At 67.4% G+C, this 20,511-nt stretch carries 12 protein-coding genes; 7 read left to right on the plus strand and 5 right to left on the minus strand.

Annotated features, from left to right (window positions below; genetic code table 11):
* Positions 1–247: 247 nt before the first annotated feature.
* The 5 genes from RBT54_RS01155 to RBT54_RS01175 all read left to right on the plus strand — a co-directional run bounded on the left by RBT54_RS01155 (position 248) and on the right by RBT54_RS01175 (position 9,876).
* A complete protein-coding gene (locus RBT54_RS01155; protein WP_320363268.1) occupies positions 248–4,930 on the plus strand; it encodes a glutamate synthase-related protein in 4,683 nt (1,560 codons plus the stop codon).
* A complete protein-coding gene (locus RBT54_RS01160; RefSeq protein ID WP_320363270.1) occupies positions 4,931–6,394 on the plus strand; it encodes a glutamate synthase subunit beta in 1,464 nt (487 codons plus the stop codon).
* A gap of 118 nt (positions 6,395–6,512) precedes the next feature.
* Positions 6,513–6,947: a type II 3-dehydroquinate dehydratase gene (gene aroQ / locus RBT54_RS01165; protein WP_320363272.1), complete on the plus strand. Its 435-nt coding sequence runs from the start codon at positions 6,513–6,515 to the stop codon at positions 6,945–6,947.
* A gap of 18 nt (positions 6,948–6,965) precedes the next feature.
* Positions 6,966–7,721: a sulfite exporter TauE/SafE family protein gene (locus tag RBT54_RS01170; RefSeq protein ID WP_320363275.1), complete on the plus strand. Its 756-nt coding sequence runs from the start codon at positions 6,966–6,968 to the stop codon at positions 7,719–7,721.
* Positions 7,722–7,920: 199 nt separating this feature from the next.
* Complete coding sequence (locus tag RBT54_RS01175; RefSeq protein ID WP_320363277.1) at positions 7,921–9,876, plus strand: LTA synthase family protein; 1,956 nt, start codon at positions 7,921–7,923, stop codon at positions 9,874–9,876.
* A 32-nt stretch (positions 9,877–9,908) separates the two neighbouring features.
* On the opposite strand, the gene ggt is transcribed toward RBT54_RS01175, so the two are convergent.
* The 3 genes from ggt to RBT54_RS01190 form a co-directional block, all read right to left on the minus strand.
* Positions 9,909–11,648: a gamma-glutamyltransferase gene (ggt, locus tag RBT54_RS01180; RefSeq protein WP_320363279.1), complete on the minus strand. Its 1,740-nt coding sequence runs from the start codon at positions 11,646–11,648 to the stop codon at positions 9,909–9,911.
* A gap of 228 nt (positions 11,649–11,876) precedes the next feature.
* On the minus strand, positions 11,877–13,061 hold the full coding sequence (locus RBT54_RS01185; RefSeq protein WP_320363280.1) for an acetate/propionate family kinase: 1,185 nt from the start codon (positions 13,059–13,061) through the stop codon (positions 11,877–11,879).
* A complete protein-coding gene (locus tag RBT54_RS01190) occupies positions 13,058–14,464 on the minus strand; it encodes a bifunctional enoyl-CoA hydratase/phosphate acetyltransferase (RefSeq protein ID WP_320363282.1) in 1,407 nt (468 codons plus the stop codon). Before RBT54_RS01190 ends, RBT54_RS01185 begins: the two co-directional genes overlap by 4 nt.
* Positions 14,465–14,728: 264 nt before the next feature.
* On the opposite strand from RBT54_RS01190, the gene glmU reads away from it, so the two are divergent.
* Together glmU and glmS are read left to right on the plus strand one after the other, a co-directional pair.
* On the plus strand, positions 14,729–16,090 hold the full coding sequence (gene glmU / locus RBT54_RS01195; protein WP_320363284.1) for a bifunctional UDP-N-acetylglucosamine diphosphorylase/glucosamine-1-phosphate N-acetyltransferase GlmU: 1,362 nt from the start codon (positions 14,729–14,731) through the stop codon (positions 16,088–16,090).
* Positions 16,091–16,248: 158 nt separating this feature from the next.
* Entirely contained in the window at positions 16,249–18,087 is a 1,839-nt protein-coding gene (gene glmS, locus RBT54_RS01200) for a glutamine--fructose-6-phosphate transaminase (isomerizing) (RefSeq protein ID WP_320363286.1), read from the plus strand.
* 261 nt (positions 18,088–18,348) lie between these two features.
* Here the strand turns inward: glmS and RBT54_RS01205 are convergent, their stop codons facing one another.
* On the minus strand, positions 18,349–19,131 hold the full coding sequence (locus RBT54_RS01205) for a phosphatase PAP2 family protein (RefSeq protein WP_320363288.1): 783 nt from the start codon (positions 19,129–19,131) through the stop codon (positions 18,349–18,351).
* 5 nt (positions 19,132–19,136) lie between these two features.
* On the minus strand, positions 19,137–20,511 hold a 1,375-nt coding region (locus RBT54_RS01210; RefSeq protein WP_320363290.1), incomplete at its 5' end, for a phosphoethanolamine--lipid A transferase.

Consider the following 20,511-nt stretch of genomic DNA (forward strand, 5'->3'; position numbering starts at 1 on the left):
GGGGGGTATAGTTTTTTCGAAAGCAACGAGTCAGGCGCGCGTGTCCAGATTGGTGCATGCAGGGTCGAAATTCTGCGGTTTTCTCCCTTCAGATCGTTGTTTTTGCACCAGTTTGGTGCAAACTACAAAGCCGGTGCGCGCGCGCCCGGCTTTTTTGTGCGCGTTCGGTTTGTCGGTGCTTGCCTGCGGGCAAGGCCTTACATGGCCCCCTAACGCGTGATCTTGCGTGTCGTTTGAGGAAAAGAAGATGGATCTGCCCCAAAAGCAGGGTCTTTACGACCCCGCCAATGAACACGATGCCTGTGGCGTGGGTTTCATCGCCCACATCAAGGGCGAGAAACGTCATGACATCATTCTCCAGGGCCTCGAGATCCTGAAGAACCTCGATCACCGTGGCGCGGTCGGTGCCGACCCGCTGCAGGGTGACGGCGCCGGCATCCTCATCCAGATTCCGGACCAGCTTTACCGCGAAGAGATGGCGAAGCAGGGCGTGAGCCTGCCGCTGGCTGGCGAGTATGGCGTCGGCATGGTGTTCATGCCCAAGGAGGCCGCCTCGCGTCTGGCCTGTGAAGAAGAGATCGAGCGTGCGGTCGTGGGCGAAGGCCAGGTCGTGCTCGGCTGGCGCGACGTGCCGGTCAACCGCGACATGCCGATGTCGCCCACGGTCAAGGCCATGGAGCCGGTGATCCGCCAGATCTTCATCGGTCGCGGCCCCGACGTGATGGTGACCGAGGCGCTCGAGCGCAAGCTCTACGTCGTGCGCCGCCGCGCCGCCAACGCCATCGGCGCGCTCAAGTTGAAGCACGGCAAAGAGTTCTACATGGTGTCGATGTCGGCACGTACTGTGAACTACAAGGGCCTGCTGCTCGCCAACCAGGTCGGTGAGTTTTACACCGACCTCGTCGATCCGCGTGCCGTGTCGGCGTTGTCGCTGGTGCACCAGCGCTTCTCGACCAACACCTTCCCGAAGTGGAATCTCGCCCACCCGTTCCGCTACATAGCCCACAACGGCGAAATCAACACCCTGCGCGGCAACTACAACTGGATGCGCGCGCGCGAGAAGGGCGTGCATTCACCGCTGCTCGGTGACGATCTGCAGAAGATCTGGCCGCTGATCTACCCCGGTCAGTCCGACTCGGCCTCGTTCGACAACGCGCTCGAGCTGCTGGTGATGAGCGGCTACTCGCTCGCCCACGCGATGATGATGATGATCCCGGAAGCCTGGGAGTCGCACACGCAGATGGACGAGAAGCGCCGCGCGTTCTACGAATACCACGCGGCGATGATGGAGCCGTGGGACGGCCCCGCCGCGGTGGCGTTCACCGATGGCCGCCAGATCGGCGCTACGCTCGACCGTAACGGCCTGCGCCCGGCGCGCTACCTGGTCACCGACGACGACCTCGTCGTGATGGCCTCCGAGTCCGGCGTGCTGCCGATCCCCGACAGCAAGATCGTCAAGAAATGGCGCCTGCAGCCGGGCAAGATGTTCCTGATCGACATGGAACAGGGCCGCATCATCGGCGACCAGGAACTCAAGGAGTCGCTCGCCAACGCCAAGCCCTACGCCGACTGGCTGCGCCGCATCAACATCAAGCTCGACACCCTCGAGGCGCCGGCCGTGCTCGACACCGCCGCGGCTGCCGAGCGTGTCGCGCCGCTGCTCGACCGCCAGCAGGCCTTCGGCTATTCGCAGGAAGACATCAAGTTCATCCTCGAGCCGATGGGCAAGGCGGGCGAAGAGGCGACCGGCTCGATGGGCAACGACTCGCCGCTGGCGGTGCTGTCCTCCAAGAACAAGCCGCTATACAACTACTTCCGCCAGTTGTTCGCGCAGGTCACCAACCCGCCGATCGACCCGATCCGCGAGCAGATGGTGATGTCGCTGGTGTCCTTCATCGGCCCCAAGCCCAACCTGCTCGAGATCAACGAGATCAACCCGCCGTTCCGCCTCGAGGTGAGCCAGCCGGTGCTGGACTTCGAGGGCATGGCCAAGATCCGCAACATCGCGCGCTACACGCAGAACAAGTTCCGCTCGGCCGAGCTGGACATCTGCTACCCGGCCGAATGGGGCAAGGAAGGCGTGGAAGCGCGCCTGGCCTCGCTGTGCGCCGACGCCGAGAACGCGGTGCTGGGTGGCAACAACATCCTGATCGTGTCCGACCGCAAGCTCGCCGCCGACCGCATCGCGATTCCCGCCCTGCTGGCGCTGTCGGCCATCCACCAGCACCTCGTGGCCAAGGGCCTGCGCACCCGCGCCGGCCTGGTGGTCGAGACCGGCTCGGCGCGCGAGATCCATCACTTCGCGGTGCTCGCCGGCTACGGTGCTGAAGCCGTGCACCCCTACCTCGCGCTCGAGACCCTGCAGCATCTGGCCGGTGACGAGGAGTCTGCGGTCAAGTACGTCAAGCACTTCGTCAAGGCGGTCGGCAAGGGGCTGATGAAGGTCATGTCCAAGATGGGCATCTCGACCTACATGTCCTACACCGGCGCGCAGATCTTCGAGGCCGTCGGTCTCAAGCAGGCGCTGCTCGACAAATACTTCACCGGCACCACCAGCCAGGTCGAGGGCATCGGCGTGTTCGAGGTGATGGAAGAATCCATCCGCCTGCACAAGGCCGCGTTCTCCACCGACCCGGTGCTGCACGACATGCTCGACGCCGGCGGCGAATACGCCTTCCGCATCCGTGGCGAAGAGCACATGTGGACGCCGGACGCGATCGCCAAGTTGCAGCACGCCACGCGCTCGGGCAAGTCGGAGACGTACAAGGAATACGCCCGCATCATCAACGACCAGGGCAAGCGCCACATGACGCTGCGCGGCCTGTTCGAGCTCAAGGCCGCCGAGACCCCGGTGGCGCTGGACGAGGTCGAGCCTGCCAAGGAGATCGTCAAGCGCTTCGCTACCGGCGCGATGTCGCTCGGCTCGATCTCCACCGAGGCCCACACCACGCTCGCCGTGGCGATGAACCGCATCGGCGGCAAGTCGAACACCGGCGAGGGGGGCGAAGACCCGATGCGCTTCAAGCCGCTGACCGCGGCGATCAAGCTGTCGCAGGTGATCGGCGAGACGCGCATCGCGCGCGACCTGGAGCTGAACGCCGGCGATTCGCTGCGTTCGGCGATCAAGCAGGTGGCTTCGGGCCGCTTCGGTGTCACCACCGAATACCTGGTCAACGCCGACCAGATCCAGATCAAGATGGCCCAGGGCGCCAAGCCCGGCGAAGGCGGCCAGTTGCCCGGCCACAAGGTGTCGGAATACATCGGCTTCCTGCGTCACTCGGTGCCGGGCGTCGGCCTCATCTCGCCGCCGCCGCACCACGACATCTACTCCATCGAAGATCTCGCGCAGCTCATCCACGACCTCAAGAACACCAACCCGGTGGCCAGCATCTCGGTCAAGCTGGTGTCCGAGATCGGCATCGGCACGGTGGCGGCGGGCGTGGCCAAGGCCAAGGCCGACCACATCGTGGTTGCCGGCCATGACGGCGGCACCGGTGCGTCGCCGTGGAGCTCGATCAAGCACGCCGGTTCGCCGTGGGAGCTCGGCCTCGCCGAGACTCAGCAGACCCTGGTGTTGAACCGCCTGCGCTCGCGCATCCGCCTGCAGGTCGACGGCCAGATCAAGACCGGCCGCGACGTCGTCATCGGTGCGCTGCTCGGCGCCGACGAGTTCGGCTTCGCCACCGCGCCGCTGGTCGTCGAAGGCTGCATCATGATGCGCAAGTGCCACCTCAACACCTGCCCGGTTGGCGTCGCCACCCAGGATCCGGTGCTGCGCGCGCGCTTCGCCGGCCAACCCGAGCACGTGGTCAATTACTTCTTCTTCGTCGCCGAGGAAGTGCGCGAGCTGATGGCCCAGCTCGGCATCCGCACCTTCAACGAACTGATCGGCCGCGCCGACCTGCTCGACATGAAGAAGGGCATCGCGCACTGGAAGGCCCAGGGCCTGGACTACTCGCGCATCTTCTACCTGCCGCCGGTGCCGGCCGAAGTGCCGCGCCTGCACGCCGAAACCCAGGACCACGGCCTGGAGAAGGCGCTCGACAACCAGCTCATCGCGCTCGCAGCGCCGGCGCTGGAGAAGGGCGAGAAGGTCAACATCGACCTGCCCGTGCGCAACATCAACCGCACCGTCGGCGCCATGCTGTCGGGCCAGGTCGCGACGCGTTACGGTCACGCCGGGCTGCCTTCCGACACCATCCACATCCGCCTCAACGGCACTGCCGGGCAGAGCTTCGGCGCCTTCCTGGCGCGCGGCGTGACGCTCGAGCTGGTGGGTGAGGGCAACGACTACGTCGGCAAGGGCCTGTCGGGCGGGCGCATCATCGTGCGTCCGAAGGCCGAGTTCCGCGGCAGCACGCCCGAGAACATCATCGTCGGCAACACCGTGCTCTACGGCGCGACCGAGGGCGAGGTGTACTTCGCCGGTGTCGCCGGCGAGCGCTTCGCGGTGCGCAACTCCGGCGCCACCGCGGTGGTGGAAGGCGTGGGCGACCACGGCTGCGAGTACATGACCGGTGGCACCGTGGTCGTGCTCGGCGAGACCGGCCGCAACTTCGCCGCCGGCATGTCGGGCGGCGTGGCCTACGTGCTCGACGAGGACGGCACGTTCGAGCAGCGCTGCAACATGGCGCAGGTCTCGCTCGAGCCGCTGCCCGACGAGATCGCCGCGCGCAAGGGCTCGGAGTCGGGTGACGACCTCGAATCCCACGGTCGGGTCGACATCGACCACCTGACGATGGGCGACGAGCTCATCCTCAAGGGCCTGATCGAGCGCCACGTCCGCTTCGCCGGCAGCGTGCGCGCCCGCGAGATCCTGAACAACTGGGGCGCCTGGCGGAAGAAGTTCGTCAAGGTGTTCCCGCACGAGTATCGTCGCGCGCTGACCGAGATGGCGCAGCAGCGCGAAGCACAGAAGGAGGCCGCATAAATGGGCAAGCCCACTGGATTTCTGGAGCATCAGCGTCTGTCGGAGGCCTACGAGCCGGTCGACAAGCGCCTGAAGACCTACAAGGAGTTCGTCGTCCGCCTCACGGACGAGCAGGCCGCCATCCAGGGCGCGCGCTGCATGGACTGCGGCATCCCGTTCTGCAATAACGGCTGCCCGGTCAATAACATCATCCCGGACTGGAACGACCTCGTTTATCGCGGCCATTGGCGCGAGGCGATCGAGGTGCTGCACTCGACCAACAACTTCCCCGAGTTCACCGGCCGCATCTGCCCCGCGCCCTGCGAGGCGGCATGCACGCTGAACATCAATACCGACGCGGTGGGCATCAAGTCGATCGAGCACGCGATCATCGACAAGGCCTGGGAAGAAGGCTGGGTCGTGCCGCAACCGGCGGACGAGAAGACGGGCCGCAAGGTCGCCGTGGTCGGCTCCGGGCCGGCAGGTCTGGCGGCTGCGCAACAACTCGCCCGCGCCGGTCATGACGTCACCGTGTTCGAGAAGAACGACCGCATTGGCGGCCTGCTGCGCTACGGCATCCCCGACTTCAAGATGGAGAAGCATCTGATCGACCGCCGCGTCGAGCAGATGCAGGCCGAAGGCGTGCGTTTCCGTACCGGCGTGGTGGTGGCGGCCAAGGACATGCCGGCCGGCATCATCAACGACGCCAGGGAGGTCATCAGCGCCGAGCAACTGCAGCAGGACTTCGACGCCGTGGTGCTGGCCGGAGGTTCGGAAGTGCCGCGCGACCTGCCGGTGCCCGGGCGTGAGCTCGGCGGCGTGCATTTCGCGCTCGAGTTCCTGATCCCGCAGAACAAGCAGGTCGCCGGCGACAAGCCCAACCCGATCTCGGCCAAGGGCAAGCACGTGGTGGTGATCGGCGGTGGCGACACCGGCTCCGACTGCGTGGGTACGTCCAACCGCCACGGTGCGGCGAGCGTGACCCAGTTCGAGCTGATGCCGATGCCGCCCGAAGAGGAGAACAAGCCGCTGGTGTGGCCGTACTGGCCGACCAAGCTGCGCACCTCGTCCTCGCATCAGGAAGGCTGCGAGCGCGACTTCGCCGTCGCCACCAAGGAGTTCATCGGCAAGAACGGCAAGGTCAAGGCGCTCAAGGCCTGTCGCCTGGAGTTCAAGGACGGCAAGATGTCCGAAGTGCCGGGCTCGGAGTTCGAGATCAAGGCCGACCTGGTGCTGTTCGCGATGGGCTTCACCCAGCCGGTCGGCGGTGTGCTCGAGGCTTTCGGTGTGGACAAGGATCCGCGTGGCAACGCCAAGGCCACCACCGACGGCGAGGGCTGCTACACGACCAACGTGGCCAAGGTGTTCGCCGCCGGCGATATGCGCCGCGGTCAGTCGCTGGTCGTGTGGGCGATTCGCGAAGGGCGCCAGTGCGCGCGCGCGGTCGATGAGTTTCTGATGGGTGAGAGCCTGCTGCCGCGCTGATATCCTCTGCGCTCAGGCGAGACGCGAAGGGCGGCCTGCGGGTCGCCCTTCGCTTATCCAGCGCCGGACATCCATATCCGCCCATCCATCGATCTGCCATTCGCAAGGAGCGCCGACCATGCCCAAGGTCCTCGTCATCAACGGCCCCAACCTCAACCTGCTCGGCACCCGCGAGCCGCACATCTACGGCTCGACCACGCTCGCCGACGTCGAGGCCGGCTTGCGCGCGCAGGGCGAGGCGCTCGGCGTCGAGGTGCTGTGCTTCCAGAGTAACCACGAGGGCGCCATCGTCGATCGCATCCAGGCCGCGCGCATCGAGGGCGTGGGCTGGATCCTGATCAACGCGGGCGCCTACACCCACACCAGCGTGGCGATCCGCGATGCGCTCGCGGGCGTGGCGATTCCCTTCGTCGAGGTGCATATCTCCAACGTGCACAAGCGCGAGGCCTTCCGTCACCACTCCTGGCTGTCCGATGTCGCCGAGGCGGTGATGGTCGGTTTCGGCACCCAGGGCTACGGCCTGGCGCTGCAGTTCGTCGCCGGCCGCCTGTAAAGCGCGGGCGTCCACGCGATGCAGATGGACGCCCTCGGCTGGGTCGTCACCGCCGTTGCCATCCTGCTCACCGGGATCTCCAAGGCCGGCCTGGGCGGCGCGCTCGGCGGGCTGGCGGTGCCCTTCATGTCGATGTGGATCTCGCCGCGCGACGCGGTCGCGGTGGTGCTGCCGATCCTGATCGTGATGGACATGGTCGGCATCCGCGTGTGGCGCGGCAAGGCCGAGTGGGGCGACCTGCGCCACCTGATTCCGGCGGCGCTGCTCGGCATCGGGCTGGGGACGTTGCTGTTCGGGGTGTTGTCGGACCGCATGGTGAAGGTGGTGCTCGGCCTGATCGCCATCGCGTTTGCGGCCGACCGTCTGCTGCGCAATCGCGCGCCCGTCGCCCGTGGCGGCGACACCGTGCCGCGCCGCTTCGCCTGGCTGTGCGGCACCACCGCGGGTTTCACCAGCACGCTCGCACACGCCGGCGGGCCGCCGATCATGGCCTACCTGCTCGGGCGCAATCTGCCCAAGGAGGCCTTCGTCGCCACCTCGGTGTTCTTCTTCACCGCGATCAACCTCGCCAAGCTGCCGTTCTACGTCGGCATCGGCCTGTTCAGCCGCGACACGCTGCTGATGTCGGCCATGCTGGTGCCGCTGGTGCCGGTCGGTGTGTGGCTCGGGCTGCGCTTGTTGCGCCACATTCCCGAGCGGCCGTTCTTCCTGTTCGCGACCTGGGCGCTGGGGCTGTCGGGCGTCAAGCTGCTGTGGGATGGCGTGACGGGCTGAACGTGCCGCGGTGCCCGGCGCCACATCCGGCGGTGGCGGGGGAGCGAGGCGGCCGGGCTCGCCGCAGCATTGCAGCCTTGCGGAAAAACCTTGTCGCAATTTCCGTTGTCGGTTTGCTGCGACAGGCAACGCCGATCACGTTCACGGGAATGTTACCGGCGTACTATCCGGCCTCCTGAATGTGCCCCGGAGTGCTGCCGTGTCCGCTTCCGCAGATCATCTCGCCGCCGACCCTGTGCGCGTCGGATCGAGTGCGCCCGTCTCCCGGCGGTCGTTTGGGCCGGCGTGGGCCGTGGCCCTGGGGCTGATCGCCGTCTGGTACGTGCTTGCACAGGCCGCCAGTGCCCACGTGCTGGGCGTTGCGCCCGGGCGCGAGGCCTGGTTGCGTGACCTCGTCGCCCATCTGATCGCCGGCGGCGTGCTGTTCCTGATGGCGCGCAGCGTCGGCCGTTTTGCGCTGGCAATGGTGGTGGTGTTCTCCGCCTTCACCGCGGGCAATGCGATCAAGCTTGCGGTGCTTGGCGCGCCGGTGATGCCGGACGACGTTTTCGCGGCAAAGAATCTCTTCTTGTTGCTGGAAGGCTGGCAGTTGTGGGGCAGCGTGGCCATGCTCGCGCTGCCGCTCGCTGGCCTGCTGTGGATGTTCGCGTGGCGCCAGCCGCGCGCGTGGGCGGCGCTCGCCGGCCTCGCGCTGGCGGTGTCGGCGCTGGTCGCGCATCCGGTGCCGGCCTCGGCCTGGCTGGACGCGCGCTTTGGCGACTGGGTGTGGAACCAGCGCGGCAACTACGAGATGCGCGGTCTGCCGATCCACCTCATGCAGGAGACCGCGCGCAATCTCGCCCGCCGGGGCCAGGCGCCGCTGGCGACCGAGGTCGATGACGCGCTGACCCTGCTCGGCGCCGGCCAGCCCAGCCCCTTCCTCAAGACTGGCGCGATGCGCCCCGGGCGTGGCGGGCGCAACGTGCACATGATCGTGCTCGAATCCTTCTGGGATCCGATGGCGTTGAAGGCCGCCCGCCTGTCGGCCGATCCGCTCGATCCAGCCTTCCGGAAGCTGTGGAAGGCGGCGGGCAACGCGCGCACGCTGTCGCCGGTGTTCGGCGGCTACACCGCCAATGCCGAGTTCGAGGCCTTGTGCGGATTCCCGGTGAAGACCGACGCGGTCTTCTTCGAGGGTCGACTGCGCCGCAACGTGCCTTGCCTGCCGCGGCATCTGGCCGAGGCGGGCTACCGCAGCGTCGCCTCGCACCCCAACGCCGCGCCGTTCTGGAACCGCATCAACGCCTATCGCCGCGTGGGTTTCGAGCACTACTGGTCGGATCGCGACTTCGTGCTCGACGACATGAACGGCGAGTTCCTCAGCGACGCCTCGCTGTTCCGTCAGGTGCTCGACCGGGTCGGCCCCGAACTCGGCGGTGCGCAGCCGGTGTTCAACTACGTGCTGACCTACTTCGGCCACCTCGACTACCCGCTCAATTCGGCGCGACCGGCGGTGATCAAGGCCGACGCCGGCAGCGCCCTGGTGCAGGCTTACGCCAACACGGTGTATTACAAGTCGCGCGAGCTGATGGGCTTCGTCAAGGAACTGCGCAAGCGCGACCCCGACGCCATCATCGTGATGTTCGGCGACCACCTGCCCTCGCTCGGCTGGAACCACGGCGGCTACGCCGAATCCGGCCTGCTCGCGGCCAACCGCAGTGAGTTCGACGACGAGATGTTCCGCACCATGGTGGCTACGCCGCTGGTGGTGATCGACGGCAAACGCGGCCCGCTGCGCACCGGCGACCTGCCGATCTACGCGCTGCCGGCGCTGATCCTCGACCTGCTCGGCGACGAGCGCGACACCATGCTGCGCTTCGCCGCGCGGGCGGACGATGCCGTGCGCGTGCGTCCGCTGCCAGGCGTGCACTTCACCCTCGAAGGCGAGGCGCTGACGGTGTGCCGCAGCGGCGAGCTGCAATCCGCCTGTGAGCCTTCGTCGGCCTGGGTCGATGCGATAGGCGTGCTCAAGCGCGACCTGTTCAGCGGCGAGCAGCATGCGCTGAACGCCGCCGAGCGCCTGCGCGGGCTGCAGACAGTGGAGCTGGAGTCCGAGGAGATCGAGGCGAGCGCCGTGGCGGAAGAGGTGCTGGCCGAGGCCGACAACGACGTCTGATGAGGCGGGCGCCGCAATGGCGCCCGCTTGGCTCACTGCTTCTGCACGATCGCGCTGCCGCCGCCGTGGCGCAGCGGTTCGCTCACTGCGGTCACCGTGCCGTCGGCGTTGAAGCGGATGCCGTTGGCGGCGCCGATCTGGTCGGTCTCGCGCCAGGTGTGGCCCTTCGCCTCCAGTGCCTTCGCCTGCGCGCTGCCCGGGAACTGCAGCAGGGTCTCGACCAGGGTGGTGTCGCCGTTGCGCTGGCTCATGCGCGGCGCGGCGAGCGCGTCGGCCAGGCTCATGCCGAGATCGATGTGATTGACGAGGGTCTGCAGCGCGGTGGTGATGATGGTCGAGCCGCCGGGCGAGCCGATGGTGAACGCCGGTGCGCCATGCTGCAGCACGATGGTCGGGCTCATGCTCGAGCGCGGGCGCTTGAAGGCCTCGGGCACGTTGGGGTGTGGGCCGCTGAAGTCGAAGTCGGTGAGCTCGTTGTTGAGCAGGAAGCCGCGCCCCGGCACGACGATGCCGCTGCCGCCCCAGTCCTCGATGGTGAAGGTGTAGGCGACGACGTTGCCTTCGCGGTCGGACACTGCCAGATGGGTGGTGTGCATCGACTCGCGCGCCAGCGGCCTGGGCTGCGGGCGCAGCGGCACCGACAGGTCGGTCTCGAAGGGATACGGGTCACCGGCCTCGACCTTGCCGGGCGCGGCCGTCGCGCCGATCTGCTGCGCACGTTCGCGCGCGTAGGCCTTGGACAGCAGGCCGTCCTTCGGAACGTCGACGAACTCCTCGTCGGCGACGTAGGCGTTGCGGTCGGCGAAGGCCAGGCGCGAGGCTTCGAGGTAGAGGTGCTCGATCTCCGCGCGCGACTTGCCGGAGAGGTCGAAGGTCTCCATCAGGTTCAGCGCCTGCGCGATCGCGATGCCGCCGCTCGACGGCGTGGGCATGCCGTAGACCTCGTAGCCGCGGTAGGTCGAGCGCACCGGCTGGCGTAGCCGCGCCTCGTAGTCCTTGAGGTCGGCCATCGTCATGTCGCCCGCGAGGACGGTGACGCCGGGGTTGACCGGCGGGTGATTGACCGCCGACACGATGCTGGCTGCGATCGGTCCTTCGTAGAAGGCCTTGACGCCGCCGCGCGCGAGGTCGCGGTAGGTCTGCGCCATGTCCGGGTTGCGGAAATGTGTGCCCACCGGCAGGGCCTGGCCGTCCTTCAGGTACAGCGCGGAGGCGGTGGAGAAGCGCGCGAACTTGGCTTCGTTGACCTTGCTGATGCGGTGGAAGTTGGGGCCGACCGCGAAGCCGGCTTCGGCAACGCGGATGGCGGGGGCGAGCACCGCTTCGAAGCCCATCGTGCCGTAGCGCGTCAGCGCCTCGTGCCAGCCGCGCACCGTGCCGGGCACGCCGACCGCGAGCCCGTTGGGCACGGCGGCCTTCCACTCCATGGCACTGCCGTCGGGGTTCTGGAACACGGCAGGGTGGAAGCTGGCCGGAGCGACCTCGCGGTGATCGAGCGCGATCACGCGCTTGTCCTTGGCCGAGTAGATGAGCATGAAGCCGCCGCCGCCGATGCCGCAACTGAAGGGGTCGGTGACGCCGAGCGTAGCCGCGGCGGCCACTGCGGCATCGACCGCGTTGCCGCCGGCGTTGAGGATTTCCATTGCCGCCAGGCTGGCTTCGTGCGAGATGCTGGCGACCGCGCCGCCGTGGCCGGTGTCGACCGGCTGCTTCGCCAGGGCGCCGAAGGCGGCCATCATGACGGCGGTGGCGAGGAGGGTGCGTGTTTTCATGGTGCGCTCCGTCGTGCTGGGGAGCATGACCGTAGCACGGCACGGGGCTGAAAACACCGTGAAGGCGGATTCGTGGTCGGCGATCCGTGAGCGGAAAACCGTGGGAGGAAGTCTGTGGGAGCGGGCGTGCCCGCGAATCGAGCGTCTGCAGCCGCTGCTTTCGCGGGCACGCCCGCTCCCACAGTTCCTGGCCCGCTCCCGGGAGGGAGGGGCCAGGCGGGCGGGGGGTCAGAGCCCCAGCGTTTCCGCCGTGTAGCGCGCGATCATGCGCTCTTCGTTGGTCGGCACCACGGCAACCGCGACGCGGCTCGCCGGGCTTTCGATGCGGGCGGCGTGCCTGGCGTTGGCGGCAGCGTCGATGTCGATGCCCAGCCAGACCGACAGCGCGGCGACCTTCTCGCGCACGGCCGCGGCGTGTTCGCCGATGCCGCCGGTGAACACAAGCGCGTCCAGCCCGCCTGCGGCCGCGGCGAGCGAGCCGAGCTCGCGCGCGATGCGGTAGCAGAACAGATCGACCGCTTCCTTGGCCTCGGGGGCGCTGGAGGCGAGCAGGGTGCGCATGTCCTGGCTGATGCCGGAGACGCCGAGCAGGCCCGATTCCTTGTACAGCAGGTTGGTCAGCGCCTTGGCGTCCATGCCCTTCTGTTCCATCAGGTAGAGCATCACGCCGGGGTCGAGGCTGCCGGTGCGGGTGCCCATCATCAGGCCCTCGACCGCGGTGAAGCCCATCGTGGACGCCACGCTCTTGCCGTCGCGCAGCGCGCACATCGACGCGCCGTTGCCCAGATGCGCGATCACCACCGCGCCCTTGGCGCGTTCGCCGATGAGTTCAGGCAGCTGGCGGGCGACGTAGTCGTACGACAGGCCGTGGAAGCCGTAGCGCTTGACGCCCTCAGCCGTGTACTTGCGCGGCAGCCCGAAGGCTTGCGCCACCGCGGGCTGGGTGCGGTGGAAGGCGGTGTCGAAGCAGCCGACCTGCGGCACGTTCGGCATCAGCATGGCAACCGCACGCACCGCGCGCAGGTTGTGCGGCTGGTGCAGCGGGGCGAGCGGTACGAAGGTGTCGAGTGTGCGCAACACCGCCTCGTCCAGGCGGGTGGGTGCACTGTAGTGCTCGCCGCCGTGCACGATGCGGTGGCCGGCGGCGACGATGTCGAGCGCCGGGTTGTGACGGTTGAGCAGCGCGAACACGTGGTTGAGCGCGTCGCGGTGCTGTTCGCCCTGGCCGCCGCTGGTCACCACCGGCTCGGTGAGGCGCTGGCCGTCGGCGGTCTTGAGCGTCACTTCGGGCGTGGCACCGATGCCTTCGACCTGGCCGGAGACCGCCGGGGCTTCCGCCACGTCACCATTGACCGCGTAGAGCGCGAACTTCAGGCTCGACGAGCCGGCATTGAGGACGAGGACGGCTTTCATGGCTTCAGGGCCTCACGCTTGCGGTGGGCCATGAGTTGCACCACGGCGCACGAGGCGGTGCGGGTCTCGGCGGTGTCGGCACGGCTGGTGAGCACGATCGGCACACGGGCGCCCAGCACCACGCCGGCCATCAGCGCGTTGGCGAGGTATTCGAGCTGCTTGGCGACCATGTTGCCGGACTCTAGGTCGGGCACCACCAGGATGTCTGCGTTGCCGGCCACGACCGACTTGATGCCCTTGGTGCGGGCAGCGACCAGCGACACGGCGTTGTCGAAGGCGAGCGGGCCGTCGAGCAGCCCGCCCTTGATCTGGCCGCGATCGGCCATCTTGCACAGCGCGGCGGCGTCGATGGTGGAGCGGATCTTCGAGGTCACGGTCTCGACCGCGGACAGGATCGCCACCTTCGGCTCGGCCAGGCCGAGGATGTGGGCGAGCTCGATCGCGTTCTGGATGATGTCGACCTTATCTTCCAGCGTCGGCTCGATGATGATCGCCGCGTCGGTGATCATCAGCGGATGCGGGTAGGTCGGCACGTCGGCCAGGAAGACGTGGCTGATGCGGCGGTTGGTGCGCAGGTGCTTGATCACCTGGCTCATCATCTCGTCGGTGTGCAGCGAGCCCTTCATCAGCGCCTCGGCGCCACCGTCACGGCACATCGCCACGGCGACTTCGGCCGAGGCGTGGCTGTGTGCGGTGTCGACGATCCGGAAGCCCTTGATGTCGATCTCGTGCTCTTCGGCCACGGCGCGGATGCGCGACTCGGGGCCGACCAGGATCGGGTCGACCAGGCCGGCCTTCGCGGCCTGAACGGGGCCGAGCAGGGACTCGCGGTCGCAGGGGTGGGCCACCGCGATCGGGATCGGCGACAGGCCCGCCGACACCGACAGCAGATGGCGGTAGCGCAGCTCGCGGTCGGAGACGGTGACTTCGGGCAGCACCACGCGGGCGCGCGAGATCTTCTCGGTCGGCGCCATCACCTCGGCGATGCCGTCGATCACCTTCAGGCCGTCCTGGTTCACCGCCAGGCAGTCGAAGATGATGTGGTGGTTGTGCTCGAACTTTTCCTTGCAGGTGACGGAGATCGTCAGCGTGTCGCCGATCGTGATCGGGCGCCAGAAGTTGAGCCCCTGCGACACGTAAACCGTGCCCGGGCCGGGGAATTCGGTGCCGAGGATGGTGGAGATCAACGTGCTGCCCCACATGCTGTGGCCGACAACTTCACGGAACTGGCTGGAGCGGGCGTATTCGAGGTCGACGTGGGTCGGGTTGACGTCGCCCGACATGGCCGCGAAGAGGTGGATGTCTTCCGGGCGCAGGGTGCGGATCAGCTGGGCGAAATCGCCTACCTGGATCTCGTCGAAGGTGCGGTTCTGGATGATCTGAGGTGCGGCAATGGGTTTCATGGGATGCTCGTTATTGGATGCATTGCAACATCGGGATTTTAGACGCTGTCCGTGACAATATAAGAAGAAAAGTAATTGAATTGTGCAATGCGTCAATCAGGGTCGCCGTTATGGGGTTGTTGCGTTGTTTTGACCCACTTGCCATGCATTTGCTCACATTCCGCGCTGCAGCGTCGGTGGTAAACTCCGCGCGATGCTTTTTGTGTCGGACGCCCGCAGTGCTGCGGCCGCGTTCTCGAGCCACCCACACACCGGAAACCCCACATGGAAGTCGTCGTTCTCGCTGCCGGCCAGGGCAAGCGCATGCGCTCGGTTCTGCCCAAGGTCCTGCAACCCATCGCCGGCAAGCCGATGCTCGCTCATGTCCTCGACGCCGCGCGCACGCTCGACGCCCAGCGCATCTGCGTGGTCTACGGGCATGGCGGCGAGGTGGTGCGCGAGCGTCTGGATGCACCCGACCTGGCCTGGGCACGGCAGGCGCCGCAGCTCGGCACCGGCCACGCGGTGCAGCAATCGCTGCCGCACCTCACCGACGGCGAAATGGCGCTGGTGCTGTATGGCGACGTGCCGCTGATCGGCGTGCCCACGCTGCGCCGCCTGGTGGCTGCCGCCGGCAATGAGCGCCTGGCGCTGCTGACGGTGAAGATGGACAACCCCACTGGTTATGGCCGCATCCTGCGCGACGCCGCCGGCGCCGTCACGCGCATCGTCGAGGAGAAGGACGCCAGCGACGAGGAGCGCAAGGTGCAGGAAGTGAACACCGGCATCCTGGTCGCGCCGGTTGCCAGGCTGCGCGACTGGCTCGGGCGCATCGGCAACGACAACGCCCAGGGCGAGTACTACCTCACCGACATCATCGGCCTGGCCGTGGCCGACGGCATCGAGGTCACCACCGTGCAACCCGACGCCTTCGCCGAGACGCTCGGCGTCAATAACAAGCTGCAGTTGGCGGAGCTCGAGCGCATTCACCAGGGCAACATCGCCCGCCGCCTGATGGAAGAGGGCGTCACCCTTATCGACCCCGCGCGCATCGACGTGCGCGGCACGCTCACCGTGGGCCGTGACGTCGAGATCGACGTCAATTGCGTGTTCGAAGGCGAGGTCGAGCTCGGCGACGGCGTGCGCATCGGCGCCCACTGCGTCGTGCGCAACGCCCGCATCGGCGCCGGCACCCGCATCGAGCCCTTCAGCCATGTCGACAGCACCACCATGGGCCAGGCCTGCGTGATCGGGCCCTATGCCCGCACCCGTCCGGGCACCGTGCTCGGCACCGACGTGCACCTGGGCAACTTCGTCGAGGTCAAGAACAGCACGATCGCCGACCACTCCAAGGCCAACCACCTCGCCTACGTGGGCGACGCCGACGTCGGCAGCAAGGTCAACATCGGCGCCGGCACCATCACCTGCAACTACGACGGCGTCAACAAGCATCGTACCGTCATCGAGGACGAAGTCTTCATCGGCTCGGACACGCAGCTCGTCGCGCCGGTGCGCGTGGGGCGCGGCGCCACGCTCGGCGCCGGCACCACGCTGACCAAGGACGCGCCGCCCGACCAGCTCACCGTCACCCGCGTCAGGCAGATGAGCCTGGCGCACTGGAAGCGCCCGGTGAAGCAGCCGCGCTGAGACCCCGTGGGAGCAACTGTCTGTGGGAGCGGGCTTGCCCGCGAATGGGCTCCCCTTCCCGCCCTGTTCGCGGACAAGCCCGCTCCCACAAAGGCCCCCGGCCACCGAACTCCGCTCCTGCAGCCGACACCCGACAACCGAACAAGGAAGCCCCCGCCATGTGTGGCATCGTCACTGCAATCGCAACCCAGAACGTCGTCCCCGTGCTGCTCGAGGGCCTGCGCAAGCTCGAATACCGCGGCTACGACTCCGCCGGCCTGGCCGTGCTCGCCGGCGAGCTCACCCGCCTGCGCTCCTGCGGCCGTGTGGCCGAGCTCGCCACCCTTGCCGACGCGCGCCAGCTCACCGCCCACATCGGCATCGCACACACGCGCTGGGCCACCCACGGCGTGCCCTCCGAGCGCAACGCCCACCCGCACATCTCGGGCGGCCTGGCGGTGGTGCATAACGGCATCATCGAGAACTTCGAGGCGATCAGGACCGAGCTGCAGGGCAAGGGCTACGTCTTCGAGTCGGAAACCGACACCGAGGCCATCGCCCACCTGGTGCACTACAAGCTGCAGGGTACCCCCGACCTCTTCGAGGCGGTGCGCCAGGCCACCAATGAGCTGGTCGGTGCCTACGCCATCGGCGTAGTCGCCGAGGCCGATCCCTTCCGCATCATCGTCGCCCGTCGTGGCTCGCCGCTGCTGCTCGGCGTGGGGGGCAGTGAGGGCGTGGACGGCATGTACGCCGCCTCCGACACCGCCGCGCTGCTGCAGGTGACGCGCAAGATCGTCTATCTCGAAGACGGCGACCTCGCCGAGCTGCGGCGCGAGAGCTACATCATCATTCGCCCCGACGGCACGCCGGTCGAGCGCGAGGTGCACCTGTCCAGCCTGTCGGCCGACGCAGTGGAACTGGGCAAGTACCGCCACTACATGCAGAAGGAGATCTTCGAGCAGCCGCAGGCGCTGGCGCAGACGCTGGAGCTGATCGGCGGCGGCGCGGGCATCACCCCGCAGCACTTCGGCGCGCGCGCGGCCGAGGTCTTCGACGGTGTGCGCCGCGTGCTGATCCTCGCCTGTGGCACCAGCTACCACGCCGGCCTGGTCGCCCGCTACTGGATCGAGGCGATCGCCAAGCTGCCGGTCACCGTCGAGATCGCCAGCGAATACCGCTACCGCGAATCCGTGCCCGACCCCGACACCCTGGTCGTGGTCATCTCGCAGTCGGGCGAGACCGCCGACACCCTGGCTGCGCTCAAGCACGCCAAGGGCCTCGGCATGCAGCGTACGCTCGCGATCTGCAACGTGCCCGAATCGGCCATCGTGCGCGAGACCGCGCTGCGCTTCATCACCCGCGCCGGCCCCGAGATCGGTGTCGCCTCCACCAAGGCCTTCACCACCCAGCTCGCCGCCTTCGCGCTGCTCACGCTGGCGCTCGCCAAGCTCAACGGGCGCCTGTCCGCCGCCGACGAGGAGCGCCACCTGACCGCGCTGCGCCACCTGCCGGTCGCGGTGCAGAAGGTGCTGGAACTCGAGCCCGAGATCGAGCAGTGGGCCCAGCGCTTCGCCGGCAAGGAGCATGCGCTGTTCCTGGGCCGCGGCAGCCACTGGCCGATCGCCATGGAAGGCGCGCTCAAGCTCAAGGAAATCTCCTACATCCACGCCGAAGCCTACGCCGCCGGCGAGCTCAAGCACGGTCCGCTCGCGCTGGTGGACAAGGACATGCCGGTGATCGCCGTGTCCCCCGCCGACGAGCTGCTCGAAAAGCTCAAGTCGAACCTGCAGGAAGTCCGCGCGCGCGGTGGCGAGCTGTACGTGTTCGCCGATGCGGGCAGCGAGATCCCGGAGTCGGAAGGCGTGCACATCCTGCACATGCCCGAGCACTACGGCATGCTGTCGCCGGTGCTGCACGTGATCCCGCTGCAATTGCTTTCGTATCACGCGGCGCTGGTGAAGGGGACGGACGTGGATAAGCCGAGGAATCTGGCGAAGAGCGTGACTGTGGAGTGACCGGGGGGCGGCCGCAGTTCGGCTGACCGGCCGGTCGCCTGATCGGTGAAGTCAGGCCGCCATGTGTCGGTCACCTGCCGTACAGCCGTCAGGCGATGGCGAACGCCAGCTTCTCGATCCTGCGAACTGGAACGACCGACCCGTCGCTGTCCCCCAGCGTTTTCCGCGGCGCTCCTTCGCGCCCCCCTCGGTTTGCAGACCGTGCCCGAAGGAATCATTACCGCTGCGCAGCGGCGACGCCTGTACGCCTGCAGGACTGCGTCAATGCGGCGGATTGCCTTTTGGTGAGATCCGTGAAAGCCGGGCGTCCCGGCCCTCCCTCACGAGGTTGAGTTCGGCATTCAGTACCCCTGCGAGCAACAGGCTGAGCGCCCAGGCGAGCCAGAGCGTCGCCAGCGTGTGGGACAGGAAGTGCGCGCCCTGGGCCATGCGCGACAGGCCGAGGAGCGCGCCTAGGCTCAAGCCCGCGAAGAGTCCCGAGCGCGCGGCCTTGGTGCCCGCCGGGCGTAGCGCAATACCCCACACCACCCACAAGAACCCCGCCGAGGCGTGCCCGGCTGGAAAGCACTGCCCGGCCTTGATACCCGCCGGTGCCATTTCGAACAAGCGCAGATAAGGCGCATAGCCGCCGAACTCGACCATGTCCCAGGGACAGTAGCGTCCCGTGACCATCTTCAGCAATGTGGTGCAGACCGGGATGAGCACCATTCCGAGCGCGGCGAGCAGGGCGTTGCGCGGTGGCAACCAGCTCAGCCGGCCCATCCAGCCCCTCCGGCACACCGCGAGCATGATGAATGCGACAACGTAGCTGAGATGCTTTGCCCATTTGTGGAATACCAGCTCGAAGAGCCCGCTCTGTCGGATCGGGAAAACGCCTGCTGCCTCGTCGAAGAAGAGATGTGCGAGCTGACGATCTACGTCGGTGGTCTCGAAGAGATAGAGAAACGCGGTGCCGGCAACGAGCAGAAATAGCGCTTGGTTGAGAAGCCAGCGCCGATCCGTGGCCTCGATTACGACGCGACGGGATCGTCCGATGCTCGCCATGCCGCTCACCCCTGGCAGGTCGCCGATAGATCGAGCGTCTCGTCGCGCACGGCGGTTTCGACATCGAGTAAGCCGAGCACGGTGTGGAAGATGTTGTCGTGCGCGGCTGGCGCCCGCGACCGCGCGTGCAGGCAAGCCAGGTCGAGCCCGGTGCGCTGTGCATATGCCTTCGAGAACCACATGAGCATTGGCACCTGTGTCTGCTCTTCGGGGGCGATCGCATACGGCATGCCATGCAGGAAGAGGCCGCGCTCTCCCAGCGACTCGCCGTGGTCGGACACGTACAGCAGTGCGGTGTCGTAGTCGGCCTCGACGCGCTCGAGCCAGTCGATCGTGCCGGCCAACACGTGATCGGTGTAGCGAAGCGCGTTGTCGTAGGCGTTCGCGATTTCTTCCCGTGTGCAGACAGACAGGTCTTCACTTTCGCAGGCCGGGGTGAATTGGCGGAAGGTGGCTGGATAGCGCTTGAAGTAGGCCGGACCATGGTTGCCCAGTTGGTGTAGCACAAGCACCAGATTGCCCTGGTTGTCCTGCAACAGCCCTTGTGCGTCGTGCAGGAGCGCCTCATCCAGACAGCGCTCGCCGCTGCACAGGGCGGGGAGCGCGGCGGAGTCGGGACGCACGATCTCCAGCCCGTCACAGACCCCCTTGCAGCCGGACTGGTTATCGCTCCAGACCACGCGCAGGCCGGCGCGCGCCAAGACGTGAAGCAGCGACTCGCTGCCGCGAATGGCGTCCTCATCGTAGTTGCGACGGCCCTGCGGCGAGAACATGCAGGGCACGGACACCTCGGTGTTGGTACCGCAGCTCGATACCTGCGAGAAGTTGATTACGTCTCGCATGGCAAGCTCGGGTGTGGTGTTCCGCGAGACGTCGGGGTTCAGCCCCCAGTCGGCTGCGCGCGCGGTTTCGCCCACGACGATCACGAACAGTGCGGGCTTTCCTGCCCGGGTCCAGCTCACGCCCAGGTGCGCATCGACGCCGACCGGTGTGCGTGGGCGATCAGCGGCCCTTGCGTCCTTTGTGAGCACGCGGCCGAAGGAATAGACCGAGCTGGCTGGTGCGACCAGGTAGCGCACTTCCTTATGGCGCCGCATCTGGCCGGCGAAATCCTTGAAAACCGTGCCGAGCGCGCCGGCACCGACCAGCACCGCCAGCACGATCGTGCCGAGGCGGATCAGCATCGCGCGCCCGATTGGGCGCTGGCGCACGCGAACACGCTGCAGCAGCAGCAGAGGCGGCAAGCCAACCATGGCCAGCTGCACGAGCAGGGCCCAGCTCAGCAGCTCGCTCGCCTCGGCCACATCGGTCGCCACTGCGTTGCGCAACATGCTCGGGTCCATATAGACCCCGTACCGGGCGCTGAAGTGGCTGGAGGCC

Origin of the sequence: Thauera sp., from assembly GCF_034003485.1 — a bacterium.
GTDB lineage: Bacteria > Pseudomonadota > Gammaproteobacteria > Burkholderiales > Rhodocyclaceae > Thauera.